This is a genomic window from Streptomyces sp. NPDC006516 (assembly GCF_040611875.1).
Classification (GTDB): Bacteria; Actinomycetota; Actinomycetes; order Streptomycetales; family Streptomycetaceae; genus Streptomyces.
Map to the genome: position 1 here is coordinate 1,139,914 of NZ_JBEXPD010000001.1, position 17,279 is coordinate 1,157,192.

Below are 17,279 nucleotides of genomic sequence, written 5' to 3' on the forward strand. Positions count from 1 at the left end.
GCCCCACCCGCCGGCCGCCGATGGCCCGACCCGTCTGCCCCTCCACGTCGCATGCGCGGGCGGTACCTTCGCATCGCCCGCCCGGGGTGACACCTCTCACGTCGCCCGCGTACGCGGCCGGGGCGGCCCCACGTCCCACGCGCCGACCCGCACCTTCACGTCGTCCGCACCCGCCGGACACGGCCGTCGCGGGCACTGTCACACCCCCCGCCTAGACTCACGAGAGCAGGCGAAACGGCACTCGACCGAGGCGGAGAGGGGTGGGGGACATGGTGCGGCAGGCGCAGGACGTAGCCGGGGACCGGCTGCTCCGGTGCGCTGCGGTGTTCCTGCCGGGTGCGCTTCCCCGCGACGGCCGGATCGCCTTCTGGGACCCGGACGGCAACGCCGGTATCAGCGGTTCCGGCACGGCGTTCCCCGACGAGGACGGACCCGCCTACCCCGTCGGCGAGCTCACGGTCGTCGGGTGGCAAGGTGCCGTAGGCGCCGGTGCCGGCTCCCGCACAGTGCCCTGCGCGACGCTCCCCGTCGAGGACGCGGTGCCCCTGCTCGCCCGCGCCCGGCACCGCGCGTCCGCCCACCCCGCCACCCGTGCCTGGGGCGCGGCCGCACTGCACGCCCTCACCCTCGTGGCGCGCGGCAGACTGCTTCCCGGTCTGACGGCGGACGACCACGACGCCTGGCGCGCCGGGCCGCGCGACGCCGAGGACGTCGCCCACCTGAGGGCGATCGCCGCCTCGATGCCGCCCGAAGGACACGCGGTCCCGGTCGGCGGCGCACCCCTGCGGGTGCCCGAGCCCCGCGCGCTGATCAGCGCCTTCCTCGACGCCGTCGCCGACACCCTGCCCCGTACACCCGCCGCCGCGCACGCGATGGGAGCGCCGTTCGCCGCCCGCGAGCCTCAGCGGCTGCCGGAGGCCCGGGCCTGGGCCGTCGAGGTGGCCGCCGGTCTCGACGCAGGGGTGCGCGTCTCGCTGCGCCTCGACCTGTCGGCCTACGCCCTCTTCGACGCCTCCGGCGACGGCGCGCAGCAGCCCGGGACGAAGGACGCGCAGGGCGCCCCGGCAGCCTCGCGCCATGCCGCCGCCGCCATCACCCAGGTGCACAGCCTGGCCGATCCGACGTACGTCACCGACGCGGCCACGCTGTGGAACGGCGAGGCCGGTGAGCCGTTCGGACCGAGGGCACGGATCGACGCCGTGCTCGCACTGCGCCGCGCCGCCCGCGTCTGGCCGCCCCTGGAGCGGCTGCTGGACCAGCCCGTCCCCGACGTCCTCGCCGTCACCGAGGACGAGCTCTACGAACTGATCGGCGAGGCCGGGGCGCGGCTCGCGGCGGCCGGGGTCGCGGTCCACTGGCCGCGCGAGCTCGCCCGCTCGCTCACCGCGGCGGCCGTCGTCCGGCCGGCGCCCGGTTCGGCCACCGACGGCACCTCGTTCTTCGACGCCGAGCACCTCTTCGCGTTCGACTGGCAGCTCTCCCTCGGCGACGACCGGCTCACCGAGGCGGAGATGGACACCCTCGCCGAGGCGCACCGCCCGGTGGTGCGGCTGCGCGACCAGTGGGTCGTCGTCGACCCGGCGCTCGTCCGCAAGGCGCGCAAGCGGGAGCTCGGGCTCCTGGACCCCGTCGACGCGCTCGCCGTCGCCCTGACCGGCACCGCCGAGGTCGACGGCGAGCAGGTGGAGGCCGTGCCGGCCGGGGCGCTCGCCACCCTCCGCACGCGCCTTCTGGACGAGCACGCCACGCTCCCCGCGCCACCCGGTCTCGATGCCACCCTCCGCGACTACCAGCTCCGCGGCCTGGCCTGGCTCGACCGGATGACCTCCCTCGGGCTCGGGGGCTGTCTCGCCGACGACATGGGGCTTGGCAAGACGATCACCGTCATCGCGCTGCACCTGCACCGTGCCCACGCCGCCCCCACCCTCGTCGTCTGCCCCGCCTCCCTCCTCGGCAACTGGCACCGGGAGATCAACCGTTTCGCGCCCGGAGTCCCGGTCCGCCGCTTCCACGGCACCGACCGCAGCCTCACCGGCGCGGACGCGGGATTCGTCCTCACGACGTACGGCACGATGCGCTCCAGCGCGGAGCAACTCGCCGCGCACACCTGGGGACTGGTCGTCGCCGACGAGGCGCAGCACGTGAAGAATCCGCACTCCTCCACGGCCAGGGCGCTGCGCACCATTCCCTCCCCCGCCCGGGTCGCCCTGACCGGCACCCCCGTGGAGAACAACCTCTCCGAGCTCTGGGCCCTGCTCGACTGGACCACCCCCGGGCTGCTCGGCCCGCTCAAGGCCTTCCGCGCCCGGCACGCCCGCATCGTGGAGAACACCGGCACGGCCGCGGGCCTGGGCAACGAGGAAGCGGTCGAGCGGCTGTCCCGGCTGGTCCGCCCCTTCCTGCTGCGCCGCAAGAAGTCCGACCCGGGCATCGCGCCGGAGCTGCCGCCGAAGACGGAGACCGACCACCCCGTCTTCCTCACCCGCGAGCAGGCCACGCTCTACGAGGCGGCCGTCCGCGAGACCATGGCGTTCATCGAGCAGTCCGAGGGCATCGCCAGGCGAGGGCTGATCATGAAGCTGCTGGGCTCGCTCAAGCAGATCTGCAACCACCCCGCGCAGTATCTGAAGGAGGAGCCGACGCGGCTCACGGGCCGCTCGGGCAAGCTCGCCCTGCTCGACGAGCTCCTCGACACCATCCTCTCCGAGGACGGCTCCGTCCTGATCTTCACCCAGTACGTCTCGATGGCCCGGCTCCTCTCCGCCCACCTCGCCTCCCGCTCCATCCCCTCCCAGCTGCTCCACGGCGGCACGCCGGTCGCGGAGCGGGAGCGGATGGTGGACCGGTTCCAGTCCGGCGAGGCCCCCGTCTTCCTGCTCTCCCTCAAGGCCGCAGGCACGGGGCTCAACCTCACCCGGGCCGCCCATGTCATCCACTACGACCGGTGGTGGAACCCGGCGGTCGAGGAGCAGGCCACCGATCGCGCGTACCGCATCGGCCAGACCCAGCCCGTGCAGGTGCACCGGCTGATCGCCGAGGGCACCGTCGAGGACCGGATCAGTGAACTGCTGGCCTCCAAGCGAGTCCTCGCCGACGCGGTGCTCGGTTCCGGCGAGGCCGCCCTGACCGAGCTCAGCGACCGTGACCTGGCCGATCTCGTCTCGCTCCGGAGGGCGGCATGAGCCCCGGCGCGGGCCCCGCCGCCCGCCCGGGCCCCGACGACCTGCGGCGTTCGTTCGAGGCGGTGCCCGCCCGTGCCCCCGAGGCCGACGGCCCCTTCGCCGACAGCTGGTGGGGCCGGGCCTGGGTGGACGCCCTGGAGTCCCTGTCGATGGACGAGGGGCGCCTCGAACGCGGGCGCACCTATGCCGACGGCGGCCATGTCGCGGGGATCACCGTCACCCCCGGCCGGGTCATCGCCTACGTCCACGGGAGCCGCCCCCGCCCCTACCGGGCGGAGCTCCGTCTCCGTACGTTCTCGGCGTCGGACTGGGACACCTTCCTGGACGCCGTCGCCGCCCGGCCCGGGCACCTGTCCTCGCTGCTGGACAAGGAGATGCCGCACTCGCTGGTCGACACGGCGGGCGAGACCGGCATCCGGCTGCTGCCCACCGCCGGTGACCTGGACCCGGACTGCTCCTGCCCGGACCGTGGCTGGCCCTGCAAGCATGTCGCCGCCCTCTGCTACCAGACGGCGCGGCTGCTCGACAGCGACCCCTTCGTCCTCCTGCTGATGCGCGGCCGGGGCGAGCGCGAACTCCTCGACGAACTGGGCCGCCGCAACGCCGAGCACTCCGCCCGGGAACGCCCTGAGGCGCCCGCCATGCCCTCGGTCCCGGCCACCGAGGCTCTCACCGACCGCTTCCTGCCCCCGCTGCCCGCGCCCCTCCCCGTCCCGCCGTACGCCGGTGAGCCGCCCACATACCCCGAGCTGCCCGGTGCGCGCGACCCGCTCGGCCTGGACCACCTCGCAGCGGACGCCGCCATCCGCGCCCACACCCTCCTCACCACCGGGGACGACCCGCTCGCCGGGCTCAGCACCTGGCAGGACGCCGTACGCATCGCCGCGTCCCGGCCCACCGCGGGGCTCACCGCCACGACCAGGGCCCTCTACCGCGAGCTGGCCTTCGCCACCGGCCGCAGCACCACCGACCTGGCCCGAGCCGTGGCGGCCTGGCGTCAGGGCGGCGCGCAGGGCCTGGAGGTCCTGGAGCATCCGTGGGACCCGCCCGCCGGCCCCTTCGACCGGGCCCGCCCCGCCCTGGCCGCCGCGGACCTCCCGCGCTTCCAGCCCTGGCGCAACCATCTGACCGATGCGCGAGGCACGCTGCAGCTCCGCTTCGGCCGTGACAGCCGGTGGTACGGCTATGAATCCGACCCCGGCGAGGACGACTGGTGGCCCCGGGGCGCGCCCGATCCCGACCCGGTGACCGCGCTCACCGCACTGCGGCGCTGACGGACCGCCGCGGTACGGGCTCCGAGGGGGCGGACGACGGGGGGCCGGTCTCAGAAGTCGGCGAGGGTGCGCTCGTCCAGCCGTGCCACCGAGTCCTGGGCGAAGGCCTTCTCGTACGCCGCGCGGACACGTTCGACCTGGGGGTCCCGCGTCCGGGCCTCGGAAGCCGGGTACAGCAGGATCAGCTCGTACGAACGCTCCCGCTCGATCACCCCGTGGGAGTCGCGCCACTGGCCCCGGCCCTCCTGCACCGTGAGCCCGTCCGGGAAGGCCGGAGTGACCTGGCGGTCGATGAACGACCGGAACTGACGCGCGGTCACGTCGGGACCGCCGTCGGGGCGCTCGGTGCCGAAGAAGAGGCGCGTCTCGACGTACGCCGTCCCCCGCACGGCCGTGGCGGAGGGAGTCCCGTCACCGAGGGTGGCGTAGGCGATCGGCGCCCCGCCGGCCAGCACGGCGCAGGTCGCCACGGCGGCCGTGAGCGCGGTGCGCCGCGCCGAACGCCTCGGATACGGCTCGGGTTCTGTACACGGACGCTGCACGTGGGTCTCCCCGCTCGCTCGGATGCCGGCCGGCGCCCACCGTGGCACGGAAGGCCCGTGACGGCATGGCGGGACATCCGGTTCGCGGCCGAACCACCCGTACCGGTGAGCGGTCAGGTGACGGGGCCGGGCAGGGACACCCCGCGCCCCGCGAAGAAACGCTCGAAGACGGGCACCGGAAGCGTGGCCGCTCGCGTTCCGGCCGTCGTACCCGAGGGGTTGTGGAAGTGCACCCCGTCCCCGTCCGCGGTGCGGGAGGTGAGCAGCACCAGATGGCCGCCCCGGCCGGGAGCTGGGCGGTCGGGGTGCCGGATCCCGTAGTGCACCGAGGCCATCACCGTCCGGCCCTCGTCCAGCAGGCCGAGGACCCCGGCGGGGGTGAGTTCCCGGTGGACGACGGCGTCCAGGCCGTGGACCTCGGATACGTAACGGGCGAAGGGCGCGTAGACCAGCCCCCTGATCACCCCGCCGGCGTCCTCGGTGTACGCGTCGTACTCCGCCGCGCCGTCCCGCAGGGCGAAGAGGGACGGCGCGGCGGTGCCGAGCGCCATCCGCAGACACGTCATCCCGCACAGGTGCCCCGCCCAGCGCGCGTACTCCGCGGCGGAGGTGGCGCCCGAGTCCGCCCAGCGCGGGTCTTCGGCCGGATCGAGCCCACCCTCCACGATCGCTCCCACCAGATCCGGCGAGGCGAACTGGGTGTGGACGGGGAGGTGGCAGGTCCGGCAGGTCACTGGCGGTATCCGTCCAGGAAGCGGCCGATGCGGCTGATCGCCGCGTCCAGGTCGTCGGCGTGCGGCAGGGTCAGGATGCGGAAGTGGTCCGGGCGCGGCCAGTTGAAGCCCGTGCCCTGCACCACCTGGATCTTCTCCCGCAGCAGCAGGTCCAGGACGAAGCGTTCGTCGTCGGCGATCGCGTGCACCTTCGGGTCGATGCGCGGGAAGGCGTACAGCGCGCCCTTCGGCTTGACGCACGAAACTCCGGGGATCTCGTTCAGGCGTTCCCAGGCCCGGTTGCGCTGCTCGTGGAGCCTGCCGCCCGGGGCGGTGAGCTCGCGGATGGACTGCCGGCCGCCGAGGGCCGCCTGGATCGCGTACTGGGCGGGGGCGTTGGGGCACAGCCGCATGGAGGCGAGCATGGTGAGCCCCTCCAGGTAGCTGCGGGCGTGCTGCCGCGGCCCCGACACCACCATCCATCCCGAGCGGAATCCCGCCACCCGGTACGTCTTGGACAGCCCGCTGAAGGTGAGGCACAGCAGGTCCGGAGCCAGTACGCCCACGCTGTGGTGCTCGGCGTCGTCGTACAGGATCTGGTCGTAGATCTCGTCGGCGAACACCATCAGGCCGTGCCTGCGGGCCAGGTCGAGCATGCCGTCGAGCACCTCGCGGGAGTAGACCGCGCCCGTCGGGTTGTTCGGGTTGATGATCACCATGGCGCGGGTGCGGTCGGTGATCTTGGAGGCCATGTCGGCGAGGTCCGGATTCCAGTCCGCCCCCTCGTCGCAGGTGTAGTGCACGGCCTTCCCGCCCGCGAGCGTCGTCACGGCGGTCCACAGGGGGTAGTCGGGGCTCGGGATCAGGATCTCGTCCCCGTCCTCCAGAAGGCCCTGCACCGCCATGGAGATCAGCTCGGAGACCCCGTTGCCCAGGAAGACGTCGTCGACGTCGACCTCGGTCATCCCCATCGCCTGGTAGCGCTGGGCGACGGCGCGGCGCGCCGAGAGGATGCCGCGCGAGTCGGTGTAGCCGTGCGCCTGCGGGAGCATCCGGATCATGTCCTGGACGATCTCCTCCGGTGCCTCGAAGCCGAAGAGCGCCGGATTGCCCGTGTTGAGACGGAGCACGCTGTGCCCCGCTTCCTCGAGGGCGTTGGCCTGCTCGATGACCGGGCCCCGGATCTCGTAACAGACCTCGTTGAGCTTGCTGGACTGCCGGAACTCCATGCGGTGCCTCCCCGACGCGAATTGCGATACTTGGTTTTACCAAGCTCGGGCTTGGAAAGTCCAACAACATGTCTAGACTGCGTCGCATGCCACGTCAGCAGCCCACCCGTCCAGCCCGCCGCAGGAGCTATGACCAGTTCTGCGCCACCGCCCGCGCCCTCGACTCCGTGGGGGACCGCTGGACACTGCTGATCGTCCGTGAACTGCTGGCAGGGCCCCGCCGTTACACGGACCTGCACGCGGATCTGCCCGGAGTCAGCACGGACGTGCTGGCGTCCCGGCTCAAGGACATGGAGCAGGGCGGCCTGGCCGTGCGCCGCCGGCTGCCGCCTCCCGCCGCCGCCTCGGTCTACGAACTGACCGAGCGCGGCCGGGGGCTGCTCCCCGTCCTCACGGCGCTCGCCCACTGGGGTGCGCCCGCCCTCGCCGAACGCCGACCCACGGACGCGGTCAGGGCCCACTGGTTCGCCCTGCCGCTGCTGCGCGCCCTGGACGGCCTCACCGGTGCCGGAGTGATCGAAGTCAGGCTGGCCGAGGGTCAGTTCCACCTCCGCACGGGCACCGAGGCCACCGCCGGTGAGGTGTACGGCTACGGGCCGTCCGGCCACCCCGACGCGTGCCTCGTGCTCGGCACGGAAGCGGCACTCGCCCTCGCGCGCGGCGAGGTCACCCTCGCCGAGGCGGTCGAGGCCGGCCTTGTGGACGTGCTGGGGGAGGGGCCGCTCGCCGAGGAACTCCGCGCGGGCCGACCGTCGTGTCAGTGAGGTGACTCGGACAACTCGTCGGTAGCTTGAGGGCGTTCATCGGTCCCGGGTGCTGAGGGAGTCCTTCATGAGGTTCGGCGGCATGGTCGGCGCGAAGAGCGGCGGGCGCGGGAGGAACGGGAAGGGCGCGGCGCGGCACGGAGTGCTGCGCAAGGCGGGGCTCGTGGGCGCCTGTGTGGCCGCGCTGGGGCTGGTGCCCGCGGCGGCGGTCGCCACGCCCGGCAGCGGGGTGAGCGGCACCGTCGTCGCCGTCGGCACCTCCGCGGGCAAACTCAAGATCAAGCCCCCGAACGGTCCTACGGACGTGACCTTCCGGGAGATCACGGTGCAGCCCGGCGGGTCAACCGGCTGGCACACGCACAGAGGGCAGCTGATCGCCGTGGTCAAGGCCGGGACGCTCACCCGCACGCTCGACGACTGCTCGGTCGAGGTGACTCCCGCCGGGACGTCCTTCGTCGAACCGGCCGGGAGCAACCACCGGCACATCGGGCGCAACCTCGGGGCGGAACCCGTGGTCCTGTGGGTGACCTATCTGCTCCCCGAGGGCAGCGAACTCTCCGACGACGCCGACGCGGCGGACTGCCCGGCGGCGAAGTAGACCAGAGACCAGGTCAGTTGGCGGGCGTCTCGCCGTACGCGCCGAAGCCCGCCACCACCAGGCCGTCACGGAAGGTCAGCACCTCGCTCACCCGGCCGCCGATCTGGTTGAGGTAGTCGATCACCAGCGCGTCGACGCTCGCCCGTACGTCCATCACCTCGAACCTCAGGTCCGGGATCCGCTCCAGGCCCGCCGCCCAGTACGCGCGCAGGGCCTCCTTGCCGTGCACGGTTCCGGCGGAGTCGCCCGTCAGCCGGGCGATCATGGGCGAACTGAAGGTCACGTCCTCGTGGTAGTGCGCGAGGACGCGGTCCAGGTCGTGGGAGTTCCAGTCGTCCTGCCACTGGGCGGCGAACCGGCGGGCGAAAGCGAGATCCATACGCATCATGATGACGCGGGGCGATGATGGATGTGTGCACTTTGAACCCATCACCTGGGATCGGCTGGCCCGCGCCCTCGCCGTCCATGTCGACGGACTCGAACCGGCTGACGGCGGGCCCTGGCTGAAGGTCGGCGTGGACGGCGCTCCCGCCGCCCGCCCCGAAGAGCCCGCCGCGCAGCTCGCCGAGGCGCTGCGGGCCCGCGGGCGCCCCGTCCTCACCGTCTCCACGGGCGGTTTCCTGCGCCCGGCCAGCCTCCGCTACGAGTACGGCAGACACGACCCGGACTCGTACGCCGACAGCTGGTTCGACACCAATGCGCTGTGGCGCGAGGTGTTCCGCCCGCTGGAGGCCGGCGGCAGTGGACGCGTGCTGCCCGATCTGTGGAACCCCGTGACGGACCGGGCCACCCGCAGCCCGTACCAGGACCTGCCCCGGGGCGGCGTACTGATCCTCCACGGACCGCTGCTCCTCGGCCACTGGTTCCCCTTCGACCTCGGCATCCATCTGAGCCTCTCCCCGGGTGCGCTGCGGCGGCGTACGCAGGAGAGCGAGCGGTGGACGCTGCCCGCCTTCGCGCGCTACGAGGACGAGGTCGGGCCCGCGGGACGCGCGGACACGGTGATCCGTGCCGACGACCCGCGCCACCCGGCCTGGACCGGGCTGGGCGCCGCCGGCGACCGTACGGGCGAGTGAGGGGCCGGCGGCCCGGTCATGCGGGGCGGCCCCCGACCGTCGTGACCGCCTCCGCCCCCGCCCGGCAGCCCGCGGCTGCGGCTGCCACTTCGTCGGCGCCGGCGGCCAGAGCGGCGAGGAAACCTCCGGTGAAGGCGTCCCCCGCCCCCGTCGAGTCGACCGGCGCCCGCACCACGGCCGCCGGCACCCGCGCGGTCACCGTGCCGCCGGCCGCCAGCAGGACGCCCCGGCCCCCGAGCGTGACGGCCACCCGGCCGACGTGGCGGCTCAGCTTGACCGCCGCGTCCGCGGGCTCCGGAAGCCCCGTCAGTTCGCGTGCCTCATCGGCGTTGGGCAGCAGCAGATCCACGCCCTCGACCAGATCGAGGAACGCCCCGGCGCCCAGCCCGGCGAGGAAGCCGGCCGAGGCCGGGTCCACGCTCACCGGCACCCCCCGCCGCCGCGCCTCCCGCAGCGCGAGCGCCGCCGTCGCCCGGCTCGTTCCGGCGAAGAGGAGGTAGCCGGACAGATGGAGCCGGGCCACACCGTCGAGCAGCGAGGGTTCCCAGTCGCCGGGGGAGAGGCGCAGGACCGCCCCGCTGTCGGTGAGGAAGGTGCGCTCCGCCGACGGGTCGACCAGCGCCACGACCGTGCCGGTCGGGACCTCTTTGTCGACGGCCAGCACCGGACGCACCCCCGCCCGCAGCAGCGCGTCCCGGTGCCAGTGGGCCGACTCCGCCCCCGCCCTGGCGAGAAGCCGTACGTCCCGCCAGCCCGAACGCACGGCCCAGCACGCCACGTTGGCCCCCGAGCCGCCCGGCAGCGTGGTGATCCGGGCGGGCGTGTCCGTGCCGTGGAGCGGTGCCGAGCCGTGCCGGACGACGACATCGGTGACCACCTCCCCGACCACGAGCAGGGCGCCCCCGTTCACCGGGACGCCGCGACGGCGATCCGCGCGGCCAGCTCCACGTTCCCGCGTACGGCGGCGAGATTGGCCTCCAGGGACGCACCCCCGGTCTCCGTCATCAGGTACTCCAGGAGGAACGGCGTGACGGCCTGACCCGTGACCCCGCGCTCCCGGCAGGCGGCCAGGGCGCCGGCGAGCACCCGGCCGTGCACGGCGGGGTCCAACTGCTCCTCCTCCGCCACCGGATTGGCGACGATCAGTGCGGCGGGCGGGCCGCCCAGCTCCTCCCGCGCCCGCATCACGTCGGCCACCTCCTGCGGGGTGCGCACGGTCCAGTCGACCGGTTCGCCCGAACTGCGCAGATAGAAGCCGGGGAAGCGCTCCGTGCCGTAGCCGAGCACCCCGACCCCGAGCGTCTCCAGGCGCTGAAGCGTGGCGGGCACGTCCAGGATCGACTTCACGCCCGCGCACACCACCGTGATCCCGGTGCGTGCCAGCAGACGCAGGTCGGCGGACTCGTCCTGCGTCTGCGTCCACTCCCGGTGTACGCCGCCGAGGCCGCCGGTCGCGAAGACGCCGAGCCCGGCACTCGCCGCGAGGAACGCCGTCGCGGACACGGTGGTCGCCCCGCTCGCCCCGAGCGCGAGGGCGGGCGCGAGATCGCGGTGGCCGAGCTTCCGCACGGCCGGCTCCCCGGCGACCCGCTGCAACTGATCCGGGGTCAGGCCCACGTGGGCCCTGCCGTCCAGCACCGCGACGGTCGCGGGGACCGCGCCCGCCTTCCGGGCGATCTCCTCGAGTTCCTGGGCGACCTGGAGGTTGCGGGGGCGAGGGAGGCCGTGGGCGATGATCGTCGACTCCAGGGCCACGACGGGCCGCCGCCCCGCGAGAGCCTCCCGTACCTCCTCGGAGAGCTGGGGCGCGTGGCGGCCGGATTCCTGCGACAGGGGTGCTGGATTCTGAGGCATGCCCCATCCCTGTCGCGGCCACCGGGGCCGCAAACCAGGACCCGGAGCCTTTCGCCGGGGACCGGTTGGGGCGCGGCGGGAAACGGGTCCGGGAGCAGCGTCGGGAGCCCGGCAGCCGGGATCGTACGGCCGAGACCCACCGCACGTGTCCCGGCCCGGCTCTCCGTGTTCCGGGCGGCGGACGACGAACGGTCGAAACCGCACCCCCGGCTCGTCCGGGACGAGCGGTCTCGCGCACCGGGGAACTGGGGCCCGGGACGTCGATCCGGAGCCCCGCGCCGCCACGGGTTCCGGACGGGACGGTCCCGGAAGCATCGGAAGGACGCGGGAGTCCTTCACCATGGTGCGATGGATCATCACTTCGTAGGCATCCCGGAGTTGACCTCCGCCCCGCGCGTCGCTGTCGTCGTCGACGTCATGCGCGCCTTCACCGTGGCCGCCTGGGCCTTCTCGCGTGGCGTGGAGAAGATAGTCCTGGCCTCCACCGAGCGCGAGGCACTCGCCCTGAAGGGGAGCCGGCCGGGCTGGCTGGCGCTGAAGGACGGGGAGCCGGCTGCGGGCTTCGACGCGGTGAACTCACCCGCCCTGCTCAGGTCGTGCGACTTCACGGGCCGCACGCTGGTGCAGAAGACGACGGCGGGGACCGTGGGCGCGCTGGCCGTCGCCGACGCACCGCTGGTCCTGTGCGCGAGCTTCGTGGTGGCCGGCCCGACCGCGCGGTACCTGCGGGCCGACGGTGGCGGCCCCGTGACATTCGTCGTCACCGGGGAGGACGGCCGGGCCGACGAGGACCTGGCCTGCGACCAGTCCAGGGGGAGCGAGAACTCCCGCAGCCCGCCGGCGAAGTACGCGGCGAGCTGGCCGGCCGGCCCGGCCAGCCGCGCGGAGTGCGGTGCCTCCACGAGCTCCGCGCCCAGGCGCGTCCGCAGCTGCCCGAGCGCCCGGTCCCGGGCCCGGGGGTGCGCGTGGAAGGCCACGGTCACCAGGCCCGCGCGGGTGGCGGCGAGCAGCAGGGGGCCGATGTCGCTCGGCACGACCGACCATTCCACGACCTGCTCGCCGCTCTCCATGCCACCACCGTACGACCGGCCGCCGACAACGCCCCCCGGCCTGCGGTTCAGCGGGTGGCGTCGCGGATCACGTCGGGGTAGTTCGTGATGATGCCGTCGACGCCGAAACCGGCCACCTTCACCGCGTCGGCCGCGGCGTTCACCGTCCAGGTGTTCACCCGGAGCGGCTTGCCGTGGGCGCCCTTCAGCTTCTGCACCGCCGCGACGTAGTCGCCGTCGATCGACGTGTACGCCGGATTGATCTGGTCGGTGAACTTCGCGTAGGACGGCAGATCGGCCACCGCCGGGGTGCCCAGGAAGCCCGTGACGACGTCCGGACGCCGGGCGTGGACAGTTTTCACACTCTCTGCACCGAAGCTCTGGATGATCAGCCGCTGCTTGACGTGAACGCGGTCCAGCCAGCCCTCTTCGCGCAGGACGCGCAGGGTCTCCTTCTCGATACCCGGGTAGGTCTCCGGGCTCTTGATCTCCAGCAGAAGCTTCTGGTGGTTGCGCTCGACGCGGTGCAGGTACTGCGCCAGCGTCGGCACCCTGGCACCGGCGAAGCGGTCGCCGAACCAGCTGCCCGCGTCCAGCTTCGCGATCTCCGCCGCGGTGAAGTCCTTGACCGCCCAGGGTGCCCGGCCGGGGAAGACTTCCTCGGCGTCGGTGGTCCTGCTCAGCGTGGTGTCGTGCACGACGACCAGCACGCCGTCCTTGGTGAGCTGCACGTCGTTCTCCACCCAAGCGATGCCGAGGTCGTCGGCCGCGTCCACGGCCGCCAGGGTGTTCTCCGGGGCGTAGGCGGAGGCTCCGCGGTGGGCGTAGACCGCCGGGCCGTCCTGCGCGCCGGAGGCCTGCGCCTGGGTGGCGGGCAGGACGACGCAGGCGCCGAGCAGGCCGGCGACGGCGGCGGAGGCGGTTGCTGTGCGTACGGACACGTGTGCTCCTCGCATCGGTGCAATGACAGGAAGAGACTCTCAGCCGCTGCCCAACGGACGGCGGGACGACGGTGACCATGGTGTGAACGGATTGTCGGGTATCCGGGCCCGCCCCGCTCGGGGAGCGGATAAAATGCCTTTCTTATGTTTGCTTGCCGGGCCTTGCCCTTTAGGGTCACCCCCGAACCCGGGCCACCGCGAAGGGCGTACCAGGATGCAGGGCACAGTTGACGGATTCACCTACGGTCTCGTGACGCCGGTCGCCGCGTTCCTCATGGCCTGCCTCGGCGCTGCGCTCGGTCTGCGCTGCACCAACCGGTCCCTGCGCACCCGGGGGGTGTCCAGAGCGGGCTGGCTGGCCCTGGGGGCGACCTCCATCGGTTCCGGCATCTGGACGATGCACTTCATCGCGATGCTGGGCTTCAGCGTCCGCGAGGCCCCGGTCAGCTACGACCGGCCACTCACCTTCGCCAGCCTCGCCGTGGCGATCGTGATGGTGGGGATCGGCATCTTCCTCGTCGGCTACCGCGGTGCCACCCCCATGGCGCTGGTCACGGGCGGGACGATCACCGGCCTGGGTGTCGCCTCCATGCACTACCTGGGCATGGCCGGAATGAGCTTCGAGGGGCTGTTCGAATACGACACGCTCACCGTCGCGCTCTCCGTCGTCATCGCCGTCGTGGCCGCCACCGCCGCGCTGTGGGCGACCGTCTCCATCGACGGCTTCCTCCCCAGCCTCGGCGCGAGCGTGGTCATGGGCGTGGCGGTGAGCGGGATGCACTACACCGGGATGGCCGCGCTCCAGGTGCACCTGCATCCCGACGCGGTGCCCGCACCGCCCGGCGACGCGCCCGTCTCGCTGCTCCTCCCGATGATGATCGGGCCGGGCTGCTTCCTGCTCCTCGCCGCCGTGGTCGTGATGATCGACCCGCTCGTGGTGACCGCCAGCGCCGCGGGTCCCGCGCGGCCGGCCGGCCGCGTCCCGGGCCGCGGCGGAAGGGTGACGGCCATCCCCGTGCAGCACCGGCGCAGGCCCTACGAAGCGGTCTCCCCTCGCGAGTACCGGCAGCAGCGGAACCGCTGATCACCGGCCGTTGTCAGTGGGGGGTCGTACGGTGGTTGCATGCGGCCCGTTTCGAAGATCGAACGTTCGGTGGCGCCTTTCGAGGTCGTCAGTCCCTACCAGCCCAGCGGTGACCAGCCCGCGGCCATCGCCGAGCTGGAGCGGCGTATCCGCGCCGGCGAGAAGGACGTCGTCCTGCTCGGCGCGACCGGCACCGGAAAGTCGGCGACGACCGCCTGGATGATCGAGAAGCTGCAGCGCCCCACCCTGGTGATGGCGCCGAACAAGACGCTGGCCGCCCAGCTGGCCAACGAGTTCCGCGAGCTCCTCCCGAACAACGCCGTGGAGTACTTCGTCTCGTACTACGACTACTACCAGCCCGAGGCGTACGTCCCGCAGTCGGACACCTACATCGAGAAGGACTCCTCGATCAACGAGGAGGTCGAGCGGCTGCGGCACTCGGCGACGAACTCCCTGCTCACCCGGCGTGACGTCGTCGTGGTCGCCTCCGTCTCCTGCATCTACGGCCTGGGTACACCGCAGGAGTACGTCGACCGCATGGTCCAGCTCAAGGTCGGCGACGAGATCGACCGGGACCAGTTGCTGCGCCGCTTCGTCGAGATGCAGTACACCCGCAACGACCTGGCGTTCACCCGCGGCACCTTCCGGGTGCGCGGCGACACCATCGAGATCTTCCCGGTCTACGAGGAGCTCGCCGTCCGCATCGAGATGTTCGGCGACGAGATCGAGGCCCTCTCCACGCTCCACCCGCTCACCGGCGAGATCATCAGCGAGGACTCCTCGCTCCACGTCTTCCCCGCCAGCCACTACGTCGCGGGCCCGGAGCGCATGGAGAAGGCCGTCGGTCGTATCGAGCGGGAGCTGGAGCAGCGCCTTGCCGAGCTGGAGAAGCAGGGCAAGATGCTGGAGGCCCAGCGGCTGCGCATGCGCACGACGTACGACATCGAGATGCTCCGCCAGATCGGCACCTGCTCGGGCGTCGAGAACTACTCGATGCACTTCGACGACCGCGACCCCGGAACAGCCCCCCACACCCTCCTCGACTACTTCCCCGAGGACTTCCTCCTCGTCCTGGACGAGTCGCACGTCACGGTGCCGCAGATCGGCGCGATGTACGAGGGCGACGCCTCACGGAAGCGGACCCTCGTGGACCACGGCTTCCGGCTGCCTTCCGCCCTGGACAACCGCCCGCTGAAGTGGGAGGAGTTCCTCGGCAGGATCGGGCAGACGGTCTACCTCTCCGCCACCCCCGGGAAGTACGAGATGTCCCGTGGTGACGGCTTCGTCGAGCAGATCATCCGGCCCACCGGGCTCGTCGACCCCGAGGTCGTCGTCAAGCCCACCGAGGGCCAGATCGACGACCTGGTGCACGAGATCCGCAAGCGGACCGAGAGGGACGAGCGCGTCCTCGTCACCACCCTCACCAAGAAGATGTCCGAGGACCTCACGGACTACTTCCTCGAGCTCGGCATCCAGGTCCGCTACCTCCACAGCGACGTGGACACCCTGCGCCGCATCGAGCTGCTGCGCGAGCTGCGTTCCGGGGAGTACGACGTCCTGGTCGGCATCAACCTCCTGCGTGAGGGCCTCGACCTCCCCGAGGTCTCCCTGGTGGCCATCCTCGACGCGGACAAGCAGGGCTTCCTGCGCTCGGGCACCTCGCTGATCCAGACGATCGGGCGTGCCGCCCGTAACGTCTCGGGACAGGTCCACATGTACGCCGACAAGGTCACCCCGGCCATGGCGCAGGCCATCGACGAGACCAACCGCCGCCGCGAGAAGCAGATCGCCTACAACACCGAGCGAGGCGTCGACCCCCAGCCGCTCCGCAAGAAGATCAACGACATCGTCGCCTCCATCGCGCGGGAGGAGGTCGACACCGAGCAGCTGCTCGGCACCGGCTACCGGCAGACCAAGGGAGGCAAGGGAGCCAAGGCGCCGGTGCCCACGCTGGGTGCGCAGACCCCGGCCGGCCGCAAGGACAAGGGCCGCAAGGCCGAAGGCGCGGTGGTCACCGACCGCCCCGCGACGGAACTCGCGGGGATCATCGAGGAGATGACGGACCGCATGCGGGCGGCGGCTGCCGACCTGCAGTTCGAGGTCGCCGCCCGGCTCCGTGACGAGGTCGGGGAGTTGAAGAAGGAGCTGCGTCAGATGAGGGAAGCGGGGCTGGCCTGACCGGTGGGACCCGCAGTGTTGCAGGAACGACACAAAAACGGTCCATCACTGCTGCTCGCCGCCGGGGACTGCGTAGGGTGCGGGGAACCGCACATCGACTGCTGCGGGGCAAGCGGAGAGGGGACAGCGCGTGACGGTCAACATGACCAAGGGCCAGGCCATCAGCCTGCAGAAGAGCGACGGGGGGACCCTGACCGCGGTACGGATGGGGCTCGGCTGGCAGGCGGCCCCGCGCCGCGGGCTGTTCGGCTCGCGTACGCGGGAGATCGACCTGGACGCCTCGGCGGTTCTCTTCGCCGACAAGCAGCCCGTGGACGTCGTGTTCTTCCGCCACCTCGTCAGCGACGACGGCTCGGTCAAGCACACCGGTGACAACCTCGTCGGAGGCGCGGGCTCGGGCGGCGACGACGAGGCGATCCTGGTCGACCTCCAGCGGGTCCCGGTCCACATCGACCAGATCGTCTTCACGGTGAACTCCTTCACCGGGCAGACGTTCCAGGAGGTGCAGAACGCCTTCTGCCGCATCGTCGACGAGACCAACGGCCAGGAGCTCGCCCGCTACACGCTGGACGGCGGCGGCCAGTACACGGCGCAGATCATGGCCAAGGTGCACCGCGCGGGCAACGGCTGGCAGATGACCGCCCTGGGCAACCCGGCCAACGGCCGGACCTTCCAGGACCTGATGCCGGCGATCCTGCCGCACCTGTAGGCGAGGCGCGGGCTACACCAGGCCCGCGGATCCGTACGAGCAGCTCCCGGAGGCACCGCCGCCGGGAGCTGCGCCCATGGCAGGGC

At 72.5% G+C, this 17,279-nt stretch carries 15 protein-coding genes and 2 pseudogenes; 9 read left to right on the forward strand and 8 right to left on the reverse strand.

Going from position 1 to position 17,279, the window contains the following annotated elements; genetic code table 11:
* The first annotated feature begins 269 nt into the window (after positions 1-269).
* On the forward strand, positions 270-3,182 hold the full coding sequence (locus tag ABZY45_RS05005; RefSeq protein ID WP_356736166.1) for an SNF2-related protein: 2,913 nt from the start codon (positions 270-272) through the stop codon (positions 3,180-3,182).
* Entirely contained in the window at positions 3,179-4,456 is a 1,278-nt protein-coding gene (locus ABZY45_RS05010) for an SWIM zinc finger family protein (protein ID WP_356736168.1), read from the forward strand. The genes ABZY45_RS05005 and ABZY45_RS05010 overlap by 4 nt, the downstream gene beginning before the upstream one ends.
* Before the next feature lie 50 nt (positions 4,457-4,506).
* Here the strand turns inward: ABZY45_RS05010 and ABZY45_RS05015 are convergent, their stop codons facing one another.
* The 3 genes from ABZY45_RS05015 to ABZY45_RS05025 all read right to left on the reverse strand — a co-directional run bounded on the left by ABZY45_RS05015 (position 4,507) and on the right by ABZY45_RS05025 (position 6,940).
* Positions 4,507-4,998, reverse strand: a complete 492-nt coding sequence (locus ABZY45_RS05015) for a DUF3574 domain-containing protein (RefSeq protein ID WP_356736170.1) — start codon at positions 4,996-4,998, stop codon at positions 4,507-4,509.
* A gap of 113 nt (positions 4,999-5,111) precedes the next feature.
* Positions 5,112-5,732 (reverse strand): peptidase, encoded by a 621-nt coding sequence (locus ABZY45_RS05020; RefSeq protein ID WP_356736172.1) that lies wholly within the window; start codon positions 5,730-5,732, stop codon positions 5,112-5,114.
* On the reverse strand, positions 5,729-6,940 hold the full coding sequence (locus tag ABZY45_RS05025) for a pyridoxal phosphate-dependent aminotransferase (RefSeq protein WP_356736174.1): 1,212 nt from the start codon (positions 6,938-6,940) through the stop codon (positions 5,729-5,731). Before ABZY45_RS05025 ends, ABZY45_RS05020 begins: the two co-directional genes overlap by 4 nt.
* Before the next feature lie 68 nt (positions 6,941-7,008).
* Between ABZY45_RS05025 and ABZY45_RS05030 the strand changes: the two genes are divergently transcribed.
* Together ABZY45_RS05030 and ABZY45_RS05035 are read left to right on the forward strand one after the other, a co-directional pair.
* Positions 7,009-7,704: a helix-turn-helix domain-containing protein gene (locus ABZY45_RS05030; RefSeq protein ID WP_356736176.1), complete on the forward strand. Its 696-nt coding sequence runs from the start codon at positions 7,009-7,011 to the stop codon at positions 7,702-7,704.
* Positions 7,705-7,771: 67 nt separating this feature from the next.
* Entirely contained in the window at positions 7,772-8,302 is a 531-nt protein-coding gene (locus ABZY45_RS05035) for a cupin domain-containing protein (RefSeq protein ID WP_356736178.1), read from the forward strand.
* Between the two features lie 13 nt (positions 8,303-8,315).
* Here ABZY45_RS05035 and ABZY45_RS05040 read toward each other — a convergent pair whose 3' ends face one another.
* A complete protein-coding gene (locus ABZY45_RS05040) occupies positions 8,316-8,681 on the reverse strand; it encodes a nuclear transport factor 2 family protein (protein WP_356736180.1) in 366 nt (121 codons plus the stop codon).
* A gap of 34 nt (positions 8,682-8,715) precedes the next feature.
* Here ABZY45_RS05040 and ABZY45_RS05045 point away from each other — a divergent pair, with 34 nt between their 5' ends.
* Positions 8,716-9,378 (forward strand): uridine kinase, encoded by a 663-nt coding sequence (locus ABZY45_RS05045; protein ID WP_356736182.1) that lies wholly within the window; start codon positions 8,716-8,718, stop codon positions 9,376-9,378.
* A 16-nt stretch (positions 9,379-9,394) separates the two neighbouring features.
* Here ABZY45_RS05045 and ABZY45_RS05050 read toward each other — a convergent pair whose 3' ends face one another.
* The gene (locus tag ABZY45_RS05050) at positions 9,395-10,288 is read right to left on the reverse strand and encodes a PfkB family carbohydrate kinase (protein ID WP_356736184.1); all 894 of its coding nucleotides are present in this window, start codon (positions 10,286-10,288) and stop codon (positions 9,395-9,397) included.
* Complete coding sequence (locus ABZY45_RS05055) at positions 10,285-11,232, reverse strand: pseudouridine-5'-phosphate glycosidase (protein ID WP_356736186.1); 948 nt, start codon at positions 11,230-11,232, stop codon at positions 10,285-10,287. Before ABZY45_RS05055 ends, ABZY45_RS05050 begins: the two co-directional genes overlap by 4 nt.
* Positions 11,233-11,580: 348 nt before the next feature.
* On the opposite strand from ABZY45_RS05055, the pseudogene ABZY45_RS05060 reads away from it, so the two are divergent.
* Positions 11,581-12,033 (forward strand): annotated as a pseudogene (locus tag ABZY45_RS05060) (2-phosphosulfolactate phosphatase); the annotation flags it as partial.
* Here the strand turns inward: ABZY45_RS05060 and ABZY45_RS05065 are convergent.
* A pseudogene (locus tag ABZY45_RS05065) lies at positions 12,033-12,302 on the reverse strand (cysteine methyltransferase); the annotation flags it as partial. The pseudogenes ABZY45_RS05060 and ABZY45_RS05065 sit on opposite strands and share 1 nt — an antisense overlap.
* 47 nt (positions 12,303-12,349) lie before the next feature.
* Entirely contained in the window at positions 12,350-13,222 is an 873-nt protein-coding gene (locus tag ABZY45_RS05070; RefSeq protein ID WP_356736188.1) for a glycerophosphodiester phosphodiesterase family protein, read from the reverse strand.
* 214 nt (positions 13,223-13,436) lie between these two features.
* On the opposite strand from ABZY45_RS05070, the gene ABZY45_RS05075 reads away from it, so the two are divergent.
* The 3 genes from ABZY45_RS05075 to ABZY45_RS05085 all read left to right on the forward strand — a co-directional run bounded on the left by ABZY45_RS05075 (position 13,437) and on the right by ABZY45_RS05085 (position 17,193).
* Entirely contained in the window at positions 13,437-14,306 is an 870-nt protein-coding gene (locus tag ABZY45_RS05075; protein WP_356736190.1) for an MHYT domain-containing protein, read from the forward strand.
* Positions 14,307-14,345: 39 nt separating this feature from the next.
* Entirely contained in the window at positions 14,346-16,484 is a 2,139-nt protein-coding gene (uvrB, locus tag ABZY45_RS05080) for an excinuclease ABC subunit UvrB (protein WP_356736192.1), read from the forward strand.
* 130 nt (positions 16,485-16,614) lie between these two features.
* Positions 16,615-17,193, forward strand: a complete 579-nt coding sequence (locus tag ABZY45_RS05085; protein ID WP_124718298.1) for a TerD family protein — start codon at positions 16,615-16,617, stop codon at positions 17,191-17,193.
* The last annotated feature ends 86 nt before the right edge of the window (positions 17,194-17,279 follow it).

Excerpts from the sequence above, each read along its gene's own strand:
- ABZY45_RS05005 (WP_356736166.1), top strand. The coding sequence starts at position 270 with ATGGTGCGGCAGGCGCAGGACGTAGCCGGGGACCGGCTGCTCCGGTGC.
- ABZY45_RS05010 (WP_356736168.1), top strand. The coding sequence starts at position 3,179 with ATGAGCCCCGGCGCGGGCCCCGCCGCCCGCCCGGGCCCCGACGACCTG.
- ABZY45_RS05025 (WP_356736174.1), bottom strand. The coding sequence starts at position 6,940 with ATGGAGTTCCGGCAGTCCAGCAAGCTCAACGAGGTCTGTTACGAGATC.
- ABZY45_RS05030 (WP_356736176.1), top strand. The coding sequence starts at position 7,009 with ATGTCTAGACTGCGTCGCATGCCACGTCAGCAGCCCACCCGTCCAGCC.
- ABZY45_RS05035 (WP_356736178.1), top strand. The coding sequence starts at position 7,772 with ATGAGGTTCGGCGGCATGGTCGGCGCGAAGAGCGGCGGGCGCGGGAGG.
- ABZY45_RS05040 (WP_356736180.1), bottom strand. The coding sequence starts at position 8,681 with ATGGATCTCGCTTTCGCCCGCCGGTTCGCCGCCCAGTGGCAGGACGAC.
- ABZY45_RS05055 (WP_356736186.1), bottom strand. The coding sequence starts at position 11,232 with ATGCCTCAGAATCCAGCACCCCTGTCGCAGGAATCCGGCCGCCACGCG.
- ABZY45_RS05075 (WP_356736190.1), top strand. The coding sequence starts at position 13,437 with ATGCAGGGCACAGTTGACGGATTCACCTACGGTCTCGTGACGCCGGTC.
- uvrB (WP_356736192.1), top strand. The coding sequence starts at position 14,346 with ATGCGGCCCGTTTCGAAGATCGAACGTTCGGTGGCGCCTTTCGAGGTC.